The organism is Streptomyces sp. DSM 40750 (assembly GCF_024612035.1).
Lineage (GTDB): Bacteria > Actinomycetota > Actinomycetes > Streptomycetales > Streptomycetaceae > Streptomyces.
This window is the reverse complement of record NZ_CP102513.1, coordinates 11,263,510-11,276,506: the sequence shown is the minus strand read 5'-3', so window position 1 is coordinate 11,276,506 and position 12,997 is coordinate 11,263,510. Positions and strand designations below refer to the sequence as shown.

Here is a 12,997-nt window from a genome sequence, read left to right as displayed (position 1 = left end):
GACCTTCGGCCGGAAAATCATCGATCACCAGTGGATCGTGCTGCCGGGGCCCAGTCATGTCTGTTCAGCCGTCAGCCGTCGCTGTCGAGAATGGCGGAGGCAGGAGACGACGACCACGAAGGGCCAGAGCGACTGCATGACCGTCACCAGGCGTTCCGCGACACCGATGACACCCTGATGACGCACCTCGAACAGAAACCAGGCGGCAGTCACGCCCATCAGAGCGGTCGCGAGCAGTGAGGGCGTGGGCCGGAGGCCCCATGGCGCGGCTCCATCACGCTGCGCGGCGAGGACCGGCCACACCGCGAGGAGGGCGAAGCCGACCGCGGCGACAGAACCATGGCGCAGGTCGCCTCCGCTGCTCGGCGCCGGTACCAACACCACCGCCAGGGCCGACAGTCCGCCGCCCGCAAGCGCCGTGCGACCGGCGCGCGTGGCCGCACGCAGTCCACAGGCGGTGACAAAGTGACAGACGCCGACGGCGAGCAGCGCGGCAGTCATCACCCAGAATCCCGCGGCCCCGTAGGCAGCCAGGACGCTGATCGTCTGCGTGGCCGAGTCATAGGCGGACCCCTCAAGCAGCGCCGCGATGGCCCACCCGGCCACCAGAATGACCGGCGCGCATCCGGACGAGAACAACGCCCACCAAGGGACAAGTCGCATCAGACCACCGTAGATGGCCGACAGTCCCCCGCAGCTCAAGCACCGCGAGGTCCGCTCGCCGTCTCACCCAGCCGCCCGGGCGGGTCGCCGATCGCCGTCGGTCGCCGTTCCTATGATGGCCGCATGCACGGCCTGCGCGAGCTCGCGGAGGGCACACCGCCGGAGCGGGAACGCTACATCGACCTGCTGCGGGCGCTGGCCATCGTCATCGTGGTGCTCGGTCACTGGACGGTCATCGTGGTCACCGGCGGGGCCGACGACCTGGACGGCTTCAGCGCGCTCGAAGTGCTGCCGTGGGGCCGCCCGATCACCTGGCTGCTCCAGGTGATGCCGGTGTTCTTCCTGGTGGGCGGGTTCGCCAACGCCGCCTCGCTGACGTCACGCACCCGTGGGGGCGGGGGCGCCGGGGACTGGTTGCTGGACCGCAGCGCGCGGCTCGTACCACCGACGACCGTGCTGCTGGTGACACTTGCCGCCGCCGCACTGGTCGCCCGGCTGGCAGGTGTCGACCCGGTTCAGGTGGGCCGGGCCGTGTGGCTGGCCTCGCTCCCGTTGTGGTTCCTGCTCGTCTATCTCGTGGTGGTTTTCCTGACGCCTCTCATGCACCGCCTCCACCGGAGGGTCGGACTGGTCGTGCCGCTGGTACTGGTGGGGCTGGTCGCCGCGGGCGACGTGGTGCGGCTGGTGTTCGACGCGTCGGCGCCGCAACTGGGCAATTACCTGTTCGCCTGGCTGGCGGTGCACCAGATCGGCTTCGCCTGGCAGGACGGGACGCTGCCGGTCCGGCCCAGGGTGGCCGTGCCGCTGCTGGTGGGCGGCGCCGCGGTGGCGGTGCTGCTGACGATGGCCGGCCCCTACCCGGTCAGCATGGTCGACGTCCCAGGCACATCGTTCCGCAACCTCTCGCCGCCGACCCTCGCCCTGCTCGCGTTGGCAACGGCTCAGCTCGGGCTGGTGCTGTTGCTGCGCGACGCGGGAAGCCGGTGGCTGCGACGGCTTGGGCCATGGATGGCCGTGATCGCCGTGAACTCGGTGATCCTTACCGTGCTGCTGTGGCACATGAGCGCGTTCGTGCTCGTCGCCGGCGCCGTGTACACCTTCGGTCTGTTCCCGCTGCCCGAACCCCCTGGCCGGACAGGCGCCTGGCTGCTGTGGAAACCGCCGTGGCTGGTCCTGCTCCTGTTGGTGCTCGCCGCGTTGGTGGCCGTCGTCGGCGGCATCGAACAACGCGGTGCTGTTTCCTCGCGCAGCCCGTGGACGCCTCGAGCGCTCGGCCGCCCCGGGCCGCGCACCCTCGCGACCTCCGTCGGCTACACGGCCTGTGTGCTCGGTCTGCTGGGTCTCGCCGCCGGTCCGGTCGAGCGCGGCGCCCTGGGGCTCCCGGCCGCAGCGCTGGCCGTCTTCCTGTTCGGCGCCGCCGTACTCCGCGCGGCACGCGGCGAACGAGGAAGGAGACAAACCGGGACCTCCAAAGCCTCCTGACAGCACGTCAGCAAGAGTCCTCCGATACCACACCGTCAGGAGCTGCTCGTGAGCGCGTCGGTTGGCAGAAGGCTCAGCTGCTGATGGTGGGAGTACAACGGTCACAGCAAGAGTAGGCGCGGCCGGGCAGCGTGCACTCAGCTGGATCAACCGGGGGCACTTGCTGCCGGTGGTCATCCACGGCGGGCGCTGGGCCACGACCCTGCACTGTCCGCCGGCCGGACCCATGGGCATGGGCCTGGACCCGCCGATACAGGTGCGCGTCGATCAGCTCGAGCCCGGCGACCGGCTGCTGTTCATCACGGACGGCATCACCGAAGCCCGCGACGCCACGGCGAACTGTTCGGCCTGGGGCGCTTCACCGACTTCCTCATCCGCCACCACGCCGACGGTCTGCCCGTCGCCGAGACCCTGCGCCGTCTGACACACGCCGTCCTCGACCATCACGACGGCCGTCTGGACGACGACGCCACCGTTCTGTTCTGCGAATGGCACGACAGGACAGCCGGTCGCCAGGCCCTCGGGCGCGGATGAGTCAGACGGCCAATCGGCAGGTGGCCCGGGCCGCCCCTTGTCGCCGGGCCCTCAGGCTTCAAACGCTGCCGTGGCTCCGTACTGGACGGTGTCCGCCCACTCGGGCGGCCGGACCCGGAAATCCGCTGACCGTCGCGCCCACCGCCAGGTTTTGATACGGCCGTAGGACCGGGAGCACGACGTGCTGCCCGACGTCCGAGGCATGGAGTACCGCCGCAGGGTACTCGTCGGAAGCCGAACAGCGTCGGCATCACCGAGCGAGTCGTTCACGGAGGCCGACCTCCCGACCGCCGAGGCCCAGGCATGGGAACCCAGGACGCCGACGCGAGGCGGGTTACCCGGAGAAGGAGGCAGACCGTGCGTCAGCGTCTACGGACGGCCCGTTGCCTGTGCGACTTCGACTCCTCAGTGGCCGCGGTGCGGACGGTGAGCCGGTTCCTTCGCGGCAAGGACTTCAGAGGACTCGGCGTCGGCCCCGGATCCGCGCGGCTGGCCGACCTGGCCTCGCAGCTGCCCTCCCCCGCGCGACGGCACCTGTTCGTCCGCGCCGCCCACCTGCAAGGTGGGCCTCTGGCGCAGGTACGCCGAGTGACCGGCGAGGACCTGGCGGCCTAGGGTCGGTCAGGTCCCCGCCGGGCAGTGGAGCGAGCTCGCCCGGCGGTACGCCGGCACGGAGGGAGGGCTCCTCGGTGTGGATGAGCGGGCCTATCCGGAGGACATCGGCAGCACATTGCGCTACCAGCCAGCCCTGGCGGCCCTTCCCGAGCGGCATCCGCTGCCGCCCCCGCTGGGCGTGGAGGAGCTGGACGAGTTCCTCGCTCGGGAGCGGCAGGCCGACGACCGGCGACTGGCCCGATTCGAAACCCTCAGTCCGGCCGCGGGATGACCGGGCAGGTCGAGCCGATCGGGCGAGCAGGCCGGATGACGGGTAACGGGAGGTGTGCAGGCCATGGGTTCCCGTCACGAACATCGCCCACCGTTTCCGGAGCGGACCGTCACGGCGTACCACGACGGTGTGCTCGGACGGATGCGGAGCCGCGCCGTCGGCGACGTACACCCGGGCACGCCGGAGGTCGTACTCGTGCAGGGCATGGCGGTGTCCGACTATCTGCTGCCCGGCCTCGCGGCGTTCGGCCGGTGGACGCGGGCGCACCTGGTGGAGCTGCCCGGTTTCGCGGGCAGCGGCGATCCCCCGCACGAACTCGACGTGCCGGAGTTCGGCCGCTGCGTCGCCGACTGGCTCTCCGCTCGCGCCCTGGGCCCGGTGATCCTCGCCGGGCACTCCAGCGGAACCCAGGTCGCCGCCCGGGCCGCCCTCGGACACCCCGACGTCCCGGGTATCGTGCTGGCCAGTCCCACCGTCGACCCGATGGCCCGCGGTTACGTACGTCTGCTCGTCCACTGGCAGCTGGACGGTCGACGGGAACCACCGGGACTGTCCGAATCACACCGTCCCGAGTGGAAGCGTGCGGGCCTGCGTCGGCTGCTGCACACCGCAAGGGTGCACATCGACGATGCCCTGGAGGACTCGGTGGGCCGGCTACAGGTGCCACTGCTGATCGTCCGTGGCAGGGACGACCGGATCGGCACCGCCGGCTGGGCCCGCCACCTGGCCGGCCTGGTGCCGGACGGGGAGTACGTCGAGGTCGCGGGGGCGCACACGTTTCCCTGGCTGGACCCCGAGGCGTGGTCGGATCCGGTGCGCGGCTTCGCGCAGCGCCTCGTCGCGGAGGACGGTGGTGGGCGGCAGGGCCCGCTCCCGGGCTGAGCCGGCAGCCGGCCGGGCCGCGAGGGCTGGCTCAGGAAGCCCGGGTCAGGAGTCCCCGGGTGATACGGACCAGTTCCGCGGGAGCCGAGTAGTTCAGCGTATGCCCCGCTCCGGGCACCTCGGCCAGGCTTCCCCGCGACAGGAGCGCGGTGACCTCCTCCGCCCATGCGCGCGGCACGACGGGATCACGGCTGCCGCGCACGACCACCACCGGGGTACGCAGGTGACGCAGTTTGCGTTCGACGGGGTCGTGGAGCTGGTGGTGGAACGTCCGCCAGGCCCGGGGAAGCCCGCAGTCCGCGTAGCTGAGGGCGAGTGCGACGCCCAAGCCCGGCCGCTCCCTGGTGCGTCGCGCAGCAGGCGGACGGCCTGCCGCCAGGCCGACCGCGCGTGCCGGTCGAAAGTGGGCCCGTTCAACACCACCGGCCCGACCAGCTCGGGAGCGTGCGCCGCCAGATCCACGACGATCTGACAGCCGGTGGAGTTCGCGACCAGCGGCACCGGGCCACGGCCGGTGGCCCGCAACCAGTCGGCCAGCGCCAGCGACAGCCCGTGCACATCCAGCGTTCACGGGCGGGCCCGGCGTACGCCCGAAGCCCGGCAGGTCCACCGCCACCGTCCGGGCGTCCAGCGCGAGTGCGCAGGCGAACGGCAGCCAGTAACGGTACGAACACCCCAGGCCGTGCACGCACACCACTTCCCGGGCGCCGGACGGGCCGAGGACCGCCGCGTGGACCCGGGTGCCGGCCGCGGCCGTGAACTCGTGCGCGTGCCAGCCGGTCACCGGGCGGCGACTCGTCGGCCCGTGGCCACGGCCGCGCCCACGGCGGTCGCCGCCACGACCACGCGGCGCGCCGCGGTACGTCGCCGGCCGCCCCAGCCACCGTCGACCGAACCGGCCCCGGGCGCCGGTACATGCAGGTTCCCGTGGGTCGCGGGGGCCGGCTCCTGACGGGAGAGGTGAGCCCGGTCCACCTGGCGTGCCGCCGCCCGCTCCAGCAGTCCCGGAGCCGTCCGCGACTGCAGCGCCATGGCCCGCCCCATCGAGCCGACCACCACCTCGCGCCGGGGCACCCGGACCACGTCCACGATGGCGTGCGCCACGCGCTCGGCACTGTAGACCGGGGGCATGGCGACGACCTTGCGGCCGGTGTAGTTGGCCGCGTGCTGGAACAGCGGGGTGTCGATGCTGGCCGGCAGCACCGTGCACACGTGGATGTTCTTGGCCCCCTCCAGCCGCAGCTCCTGCCGCAGGCTCGCGCCGAGGGCCCGGATGGCGTGCTTCGACATCACGTACGCGTGGCTGTAGGGCTGGCTGACGACGCCGACGACGGACGAGACGTCGACCAGAACGCCGCTGCCCTGTTCCCGCATAGTGCGTAGGGCTGCCCGCGCTCCGTACACGTAGCCCATGACGTTGACGTCGATGACCTTGCGGAAGTCCTCCAGCGGCACTTCGGCGAACGGTCCGAACACGGTGACCGCCGCCGCGTTGACCCATACGTCGATCCGCCCGAACCGTTCCGCAGCGCGCCGGGCGAGATCCTCGACCGCTGCGACGTCCGTGACATCGGTCGGCACAACGAGAGTCTGAGCGCCCCGATGCCGCTCGCACTCCCGGGCGGCCGCTTCCAGCGCCTCCTCGCTCCGGGCGGCCAGCACGATGGCACAGCCCTTGCGGGCGAACGCCTCCGCGGTGGCCCGTCCTATACCGCTCGACGCCCCCGTGATCACTACTACCGAATCGCGCACTCTCATCTGCCGTCTCCTCAGGGATCAGGGGTGCGGGAATCCGAACGCAACCCGCAGCTCAGCCGGGTACCCCGGCCCCACTCCGTGCAACCACCGGACGCGGAGACCGCTGCATGCAATTCGGCGCCCTGGGAACGGGCGGGGGTGATGGTCGTGCCGGCGAGGTCAGCGCCCCCGCCTCTACACCGTGCCGCCGACGGGGAAACGGGCGCATGCTCGACGAGCTTCCAGGCGGACAGGGCCGAGTGCCGCAGGTAGCAGGGGCGCTTCGCGAGCGGATGCCGACCGTAGGAGTAGCGGGTGCCGGGGGTCGGAGCGAGTTCGGGCCTGAACTCACCGGCCAGTTCCGCGACTCCGCAGGGCGCATACGCACACCTTGGTGCGCGCGGCTCATCCGGACGCGGCGATGTCTGAGCACCAACCGGCTCCTCGCCCTACGGACGAGGCCCGACAGGCGGGAAGGCCGGCTCCCGAAGCGTCCGGAAGCCGGCCTTACCGAGGCTGCGGATCAGGCGGGGCGGATGTTCTCCGCCTGCGGGCCCTTCTGGCCCTGGGTGACGTCGAACGTCACCTTTTGGCCCTCCTGCAGCTCGCGGAAGCCCTGGGCGGCGATGTTGGAGTAGTGGGCGAAGACGTCGGGGCCGCCGCCGTCCTGCTCGATGAAGCCGAAGCCCTTCTCGCTGTTGAACCATTTGACAGTGCCCGTGGCCATGACCGTCTCCTTCGAGAGAAACCGGGCCGCGACCTGCGCACCCGGGAGGTGATCGCCCTGGTCCGGAGAGGCGCTGAACAGCAAGAACGCCCGTGATGGCGATCACGGGCGAACGGGACTTCGGAACCACGACTGCTGAATCACAACGCTATACCGGCGCAGCGGCAGCCGCTAGCGATAACACGGCAGCATCGACACAAGACCTGTCGGTGCACCGTCCAGCACGGCGATGTCCATGGCATCACCGTCGGAGTGCAGGATCGACGCGGCCTGCACCCACCGCTGCACCATGTCCGGGTTGAGGCCCGCCTCGAGGTAGGTGTCCACCCGTGCGGGCCACGGCTCGTGCCGCCCATAAGGAGTACGGGTGCCCCATGGCCGTGCGATTCGGTTCACCGAAGCTTCCATGCCTGCCTCCCAGCGACCACCGGCGCGCCTGACGCACCGCGCGTCATCGGTACCCCCTGACGCTGCCGAGTAACGCCGCCGAAGCCCGCCGCCGGTCACGTCCACGCGACCTCATACCGGCGTGAGGTCTGCCTGGAGGAAGGTGTCCGGTGCGTCGACCGGCAGCGGATGGCAGTGCGGAAGGGCCGTGGAGGCAGGCTGGGTAGCGCAGGGTGGTGCTGCTCGCACACCCACCGGGGACGAACGACGACTGCTGGGACCTGCTCGCGCATGGCCCTGTTCAGGCGCGGGGGCGCGGCTCGGGGGTGGTGGGGGCTGGCCGGTGAGGTTGGTGATCAGTTCGGTGCACAGGTCGCGGAGTTTGATGGTGCGGTGCTGGGAGGCGGCGGAGCGCGGGAGGAAAACCGCTCCGGCCGCCGCACAGCACGTGAACGAGCCGCAGAGCTACCCCTGCTCCACCGACACAGAGGCGGAACGCTTCTCACTGCCCTCGGACGGGTGTCCGTTGCGGAGCATGCGCAGCACCGCCCGTTCCACCGGTCCCTGGGTCGCGGGGACGCCGTACGCGCCCTCGTCACCCAGGTGAGGCAGCGCGGCGGCGACGGTCACGCCCTCCTCGTACAACTCGATCATCCGTGGGCTGATGTAGGAGGCGCGGCAGACCGCGGTGTGTTGCCGAGATACCCGGCCACCTCGCGCGCCGCCCGGGCGATGGCCCGGCGCCGGGCGCTCTCGCTGCGTGCGACGGGATGGGAGACGGACAGTGCCACGGCGGCCATGACGGTGGCGTGCCAGGTGCGGAAGTCCTTGGCGGTGATCTCCAGGCCGGCCAGTTCCTTGAGGTACGCGTTGACGTCCTCGCCGGTCACGGTGTGCCAGGAGCGCTGCTCCCAGCAGGCCAGGAGCCGGTCACCGCCGCCCCGGCGCCGCAGCAGTGCGGTGAGGCTGCGGCAGGCGGCGGGGTCCGCGACGGTCTGGACGATCTCCTTGCCGTGCTTTCCCGTGTAGGTGAACAGGACCGCACCCGCCTGGCAGCGGGAGTGCTCGCGCAGCAGTGTGGTGAGGCCGTAGCTGTTGTTCAGTTCGGTGTAGCGGTCGTTGCCGATGCGGAAGAAGCCGAGGTCGAGCAGACGTACGGCCGTGGCCAGAACCCGGTGCCGGGTCAGTCCGCGGTCCTGCAGATGCCCCTCGACGGTCTCCCGGACCGCGGGCAGGGCTTCGGCGACGTCGAGCACGTGCTCATGCCTGCTCCTGCTCCTGCTCCGCGCGGAACTGCGGGTGGTACAGGTACTGACGGCGTCCGGCGTCGTCGGTACCGACGGCCTGTAGATACCCGTTGGCCCGGGTGCAGATCCACACGTCCCGCCAGGCCGGCGGTATGACCAGTTCCCGGATCCGGGCCAGGTCCTCGGGATCGCGCAGCGGGCTTCCCCTGGGCGTCCAGGTAGCGAAAGCCGCGTCCATGGGGCAGACGGCGGAACCCGGGGTCGGTGGGACGGCTGTGGAAAAGACGCATGATCACTTGAATCGTTGTTGGTGGCTCCTGCACGCCCCACGTCCCACAGTGCGGCCTCATCAGTGTCGGCGCAGCGAAGCGGCCGGGCACGGCGCGTCAGGCCGCGGGATCGGTGGCGTCGGCCCGCACGAAGCGGAAACCGTCGTGCCGCTGTAGATCCGCCACGTTGGCGCGGGAGCCAGGTGGCCAGGTTGTCGAGACACACGACATCGGCGCCCGTGGCCAGTAACCGCCCGCACAGGTGCGACCCGACGAATCCCGCTCCGCCGGTCACCAGAGCCCGCGGGAAGACGCGTCCCCAGATCCCGCTCTCTCCCCTCTCGCCTTCGTCCGCGTGTCGACCTGAGTAACCCCGGGACGCAGTCGCATTCCGCGCCGCGAAGCGACAGAGGCCACTGGTTGTCAAGCCGCACCGGGGTGGACGAGCCGCTTCAGCCCTGTCAGTGCGTCAGTCCTGCCGGTCCTGCCGGTCCTGTCAGTCCTGCTTTCCGCGCCCGGTGAGCATGTCGCGCAGGCGGTCGACCATGCCGGTTCCGGGCGCGAGGAGTTTGTTCGCGGGCGGGGTGTCCGGCGCGGACGGGTGCGGGCGGGTGGGAGCGTGCTGCTTGGCCGAGCGGACCTTCTCGCCGAGCTCCTCCAGGGCATCGGCGGAGCAGACGTCGGCCAGCAACGGGAAGAGCCGATTCTCCTCGTCGCTGACATGCGCCGTGACGGAATTCTTCAGCCGCAGGATCAGCGTGTCGAAACGCCCGTCCCCGGGTTGGCAGTCTTCGAGCTCCTTGAGCATGCGCTCGACTTCGCCGTGGTCTGCGATCTCCTTGTCGGCGAGGTCGTCTCCCCCGTCGACGTACCGGCGCACCGTCGGGTACAGGTACTCCTCCTCCGCCACCGAGTGCCGGATCAGCTCCATGGTGAGCCGGTCCGCCAGCTCACGTCGCTGGGGGTCGGCTCCGGGCAGCGCTTCGATCTGCGCGAAGAGGTCGTCCACCTCGCGGTGGTCCGTGGTCAGTTCCTGGATGACGCTTCCGCCGTGTGCCATGGGTTGTCCACTCCTTGTCGTTCTGAGGTCGCAGGTCGACCGGCTCTGTCCAGCGCTCCACCGGCTCGGCGCCCAGCACGGATATCTGCCACCCGCGCACCGACGACCTCACGATGGTCCGCCAATTCACTCCGATGGCCGAGCGGATCCCGGCCCGTGTTCCGGAGACCTCACCCGTTGTCCCTGTGATCGATCGCCTCGACGATCTCGGTCACGTTGGCGTACTCACCGCCGTCCGGCAGCCGTCGCACGGCATCCAGGCGCCGCCTCCGGTGCGTGGTGCGCTTCCAGGACGTCCAGCACGGTCTGCCGGTCGGCCGGGAAAGCCGCTCGCTCAAGGCGGCGGGCCAGTTCGCCACGCAAGGCTTCCGCTGCCGTGTCCGCCTGAGCCTGCTCACGTTCCTCACCGGGCGGCGGCACCGGTCCGCCTGGGTCCACACGGACGTCGTCGTCCGCCGGCGGCTCGGGCTCGTACGCCTCCTCCACGTGAGTGGGCCTGCCGGACCCCAGATGACCTTCCATTTCGTGCTTCATCTCGTCGTCCTTACGGGGACTGACGGGATTGCTGCCTCGCTCCATGTCCTACACCTTCCTCTTTTTCCGTACACCGTCGTCAGACGGCGGTCGGCTCGTACGTCCAGCGCAGCAGTGCGCCGCGACCGCCTGTCTGGAGGTCCTCCGGCCCGTCCCCATCGGAAGGAGGAACGATCAGTACGTCGGCGGCGGTGACGGCTGCCGCCCGTAGCAGCGCGTCGTCGGCCCGTACCGGGACCGGTTCGTTCTCGCCCAGGGTCTGCGCGTCGCTTCGGCGCACCGCCACCTGGTCGGGCTCGCCGCCCACCCATGCCTCGCGGGCCAGGTCCGCTCCGTCGGGCCGGATGAGCAGGGTGTCGATGCGGTGTTCCCGGGCGGCTTCCGCCAGGGCCGGTGCTCCCTCCACCGCGTCCGTCGGCCTGTCGGTACCCACCGTCTGGCACTGAAGCGGTCGAGCGCCTCCTCGACGCTGCGACCGGTGTACCGCTGCCGGGCATGCTCGATGGCCTCTTCCAACACGACGGAGGAGGAGCCTGCGGCGCGGCCGCCGTGTTCGGTCCGCACCGTGACCTGGCGGACGCCCTCGGGAAGCCTTTCCTGCACGGCCGGCCGTTCGCGGGGGTCGCCGACCAGGACGACCAGGTCGGCGCCGGACTCCTCGTACGCCGAGCTCAGCGCTTCGGCGATCTCGCCGGTGTTGTGCTCCCAGGTGTCTTCGACCTTGAGCCGGAAGTGCCGCTCGGACCTGTCCGACGAGGCCGTACGGTGAACCGGCCACTGCCGCCCCTCCACCTGCCCGGCATCCTGCGGGCCGGCCGCCCCGCGCAGTTCGAAGTCGGCTCCGGTCCGGTCGACGTACGCCACGAGACAGCCCCGGGTCCTGACCGCACAGCTCCAGCAGCGGCGTCAGGCGCGGCAGAGGGGCCCAGCAGGCGATCTGGCCCTGCGGCGGCCGGGAGAGACGATGACTGAGCACCACTTCCCCTCCAGCAGCGAAGATCATTCGCCCCGCCGACTCTCCTGCGGGGCCGATGTTCGTCAGGGCGTCGCGTACCGCCTGGGTGGTCGCCGCGTCTGCGCCCTGCTCCTCCAGGGTCGCGCACGCTTCCCGCACGGACAGCTCACGCCTCTTGGCCCCCGACTCGTCGTTCTGAGCCGGATCGACGCACACGGTGGCCCACGGGCCGGCGCGATCGAAGAGCGGCTCCAGGAAAGACAGCTGCACGCTTGCTCCTCCGCTGGCTCCGGTAGTTCCGGTTGAAGCCGAGTGCCCGAGGGGCGACGTCGGACACACAGCACCACGGGCCGCGAAGTCAAAGGCAGCGAGCTCGGCCGGCAGCAGATGCCGCCGCACCGTCGTCAGAGAAGCCGGCTGGTTGACTGCCGGCGGACCGGGCACGCGATGCACGGAAGGCATGGCGCAGCACCGCCAAGCATGGCCTCGCCGTGAAGAACTCCGTCGAAGGGAAGACCTTGCAGCCCGACCAGGAACCGTCCGCACCGCAGGTCGTCTCCGAGCCCGCCCCGCCCTACGACTCCGACAAGCAGCAGCGGCCCGGCCTGGAGGCCGACATGCGCACCAGGCCGCGTTACCGGGCGAGCCGGTACCGCGCAAACGGAAAGCTGGAGGACAAGGTCGCGCTGATCACCGGTGGTGACTCTGGCATCGGACGCGCGGTCGCCCTGCTGTACGCGCGTGAGGGCGCCGACGTCGCCATCGTCCACCTGCCGGACGAGCGGGTGGACGCCGAGCAGGTACGGCGCGAGGTTCAGCAGCAGGGCCGTCACTGCCTGCTGCTGCCCGGCGACGTCACCGACCCGGCGTTCTGCCGCGAGGCCGTCGAGCGGACCGTAACCGAACTCGGCGGGCTCAACATCCTGGTGAGCAACGCCGCATATCTGAACAGCAAGCTGGAGCTGGAGCAGCTCACCGCCGAGGACTTCGACCGGACGTTCAAGACCAACGTCTACGCGTACTTCCACTTGCTCATGGCGGCCCTGCCCCACCTGAAGCCCGGGGACGCGGTCATCGCCACGGCGACGGAGGAGGCCCTCAAGGGCAGCGAAACAATGATCGATTACGCGGCGTCCAAGGCCGCGTTGATCACCCTGACCAAGTCCGTCGCCATGCACCTGGCCACGCGGGGCGTGCGCGCGAACGTGGTGGCACCCGGTCCGACCTGGACGCCGCTCAACGAGGCGGACGAGCACATGCCTCCGGACGGCCTGGCGCAGATCGGGAACGAATCACCGCTGAGCCGCGCGGCACAGCCGGAGGAGATAGCGCCGACGTACGTCTACCTCGCCTCCGACGCCGACTCGAGCTACACCGTCGGCGAAGTCATCGCGGTGACCGGGGGCATCGTCGACACCCGCTGAGACACCGACTCGAGCGACCACCATCGCCGGGCCGGACCTCCGAAGCCCTCGTTGTCAGCCCCCTGCCACCCAAATCACCGCAGTTCCTGCACCGCCGACGGCCCCGAGCGTACGTGGCAAGCCGCCACACCGGCCCGCGTGCGCATCTCCCGGGCTGCTCCCGCGAGCGGAAGGGCTCACGATGGAGACATGAGCGGGTCAGCCATGGCG

Annotated in this window: 12 protein-coding genes and 5 pseudogenes; 6 read left to right on the top strand and 11 right to left on the bottom strand. The window is 70.7% G+C overall.

All coding sequences use genetic code 11. The annotated features are described in order from the left end of the window. Positions 1-54: 54 nt before the first annotated feature. Positions 55-663 carry a DUF998 domain-containing protein gene (locus tag JIX55_RS49460; protein ID WP_257561343.1) on the bottom strand — a complete coding sequence of 203 codons (609 nt, stop codon included), beginning with the start codon at positions 661-663 and terminating at the stop codon, positions 55-57. Between the two features lie 123 nt (positions 664-786). On the opposite strand from JIX55_RS49460, the gene JIX55_RS49455 reads away from it, so the two are divergent. The 5 genes and pseudogenes from JIX55_RS49455 (at position 787) to JIX55_RS49435 (ending at position 4,447) form a co-directional block, all read left to right on the top strand. Then, positions 787-2,145, top strand: coding sequence for an acyltransferase family protein (locus JIX55_RS49455; protein ID WP_257561344.1), 1,359 nt, complete (start codon positions 787-789; stop codon positions 2,143-2,145). 136 nt (positions 2,146-2,281) lie between these two features. Further along, positions 2,282-2,679 (top strand): annotated as a pseudogene (locus tag JIX55_RS49450) (PP2C family protein-serine/threonine phosphatase); the annotation flags it as partial. A gap of 357 nt (positions 2,680-3,036) precedes the next feature. Then, positions 3,037-3,294 (top strand): hypothetical protein, encoded by a 258-nt coding sequence (locus JIX55_RS49445; RefSeq protein ID WP_257561346.1) that lies wholly within the window; start codon positions 3,037-3,039, stop codon positions 3,292-3,294. A gap of 76 nt (positions 3,295-3,370) precedes the next feature. Then, positions 3,371-3,565 (top strand): hypothetical protein, encoded by a 195-nt coding sequence (locus JIX55_RS49440; protein WP_257561347.1) that lies wholly within the window; start codon positions 3,371-3,373, stop codon positions 3,563-3,565. 63 nt (positions 3,566-3,628) lie between these two features. Then, positions 3,629-4,447: an alpha/beta fold hydrolase gene (locus JIX55_RS49435; RefSeq protein WP_257561348.1), complete on the top strand. Its 819-nt coding sequence runs from the start codon at positions 3,629-3,631 to the stop codon at positions 4,445-4,447. Positions 4,448-4,478: 31 nt separating this feature from the next. On the opposite strand, the gene JIX55_RS51230 is transcribed toward JIX55_RS49435, so the two are convergent. The 10 genes and pseudogenes from JIX55_RS51230 to JIX55_RS51090 form a co-directional block, all read right to left on the bottom strand. Beyond that, complete coding sequence (locus tag JIX55_RS51230; protein WP_257569720.1) at positions 4,479-5,135, bottom strand: alpha/beta fold hydrolase; 657 nt, start codon at positions 5,133-5,135, stop codon at positions 4,479-4,481. Between the two features lie 92 nt (positions 5,136-5,227). Further along, entirely contained in the window at positions 5,228-6,205 is a 978-nt protein-coding gene (locus JIX55_RS49425; RefSeq protein WP_257561350.1) for an SDR family oxidoreductase, read from the bottom strand. A gap of 502 nt (positions 6,206-6,707) precedes the next feature. Then, a complete protein-coding gene (locus tag JIX55_RS49420) occupies positions 6,708-6,911 on the bottom strand; it encodes a cold-shock protein (protein WP_184907816.1) in 204 nt (67 codons plus the stop codon). A 198-nt stretch (positions 6,912-7,109) separates the two neighbouring features. Continuing rightward, a pseudogene (locus tag JIX55_RS49415) lies at positions 7,110-7,319 on the bottom strand (hypothetical protein); the annotation flags it as partial. A gap of 444 nt (positions 7,320-7,763) precedes the next feature. Beyond that, positions 7,764-8,835: pseudogene (locus JIX55_RS49410) on the bottom strand (DNA topoisomerase IB). Between the two features lie 99 nt (positions 8,836-8,934). After that, positions 8,935-9,139, bottom strand: a pseudogene (locus JIX55_RS51100) (NAD-dependent epimerase/dehydratase family protein); the annotation flags it as partial. 171 nt (positions 9,140-9,310) lie between these two features. Continuing rightward, positions 9,311-9,874 carry a hemerythrin domain-containing protein gene (locus tag JIX55_RS49400; RefSeq protein WP_257561351.1) on the bottom strand — a complete coding sequence of 188 codons (564 nt, stop codon included), beginning with the start codon at positions 9,872-9,874 and terminating at the stop codon, positions 9,311-9,313. A gap of 225 nt (positions 9,875-10,099) precedes the next feature. Next, on the bottom strand, positions 10,100-10,453 hold the full coding sequence (locus tag JIX55_RS49395) for a DUF2795 domain-containing protein (protein WP_257561352.1): 354 nt from the start codon (positions 10,451-10,453) through the stop codon (positions 10,100-10,102). Between the two features lie 34 nt (positions 10,454-10,487). Beyond that, entirely contained in the window at positions 10,488-10,841 is a 354-nt protein-coding gene (locus tag JIX55_RS51095) for a hypothetical protein (protein WP_306820146.1), read from the bottom strand. 59 nt (positions 10,842-10,900) lie between these two features. Beyond that, positions 10,901-11,272 (bottom strand): annotated as a pseudogene (locus JIX55_RS51090) (baeRF2 domain-containing protein); the annotation flags it as partial. A gap of 582 nt (positions 11,273-11,854) precedes the next feature. Between JIX55_RS51090 and JIX55_RS49385 the strand changes: the two are divergent. Further along, the gene (locus JIX55_RS49385) at positions 11,855-12,787 is read left to right on the top strand and encodes an SDR family oxidoreductase (protein WP_257561353.1); all 933 of its coding nucleotides are present in this window, start codon (positions 11,855-11,857) and stop codon (positions 12,785-12,787) included. The last annotated feature ends 210 nt before the right edge of the window (positions 12,788-12,997 follow it).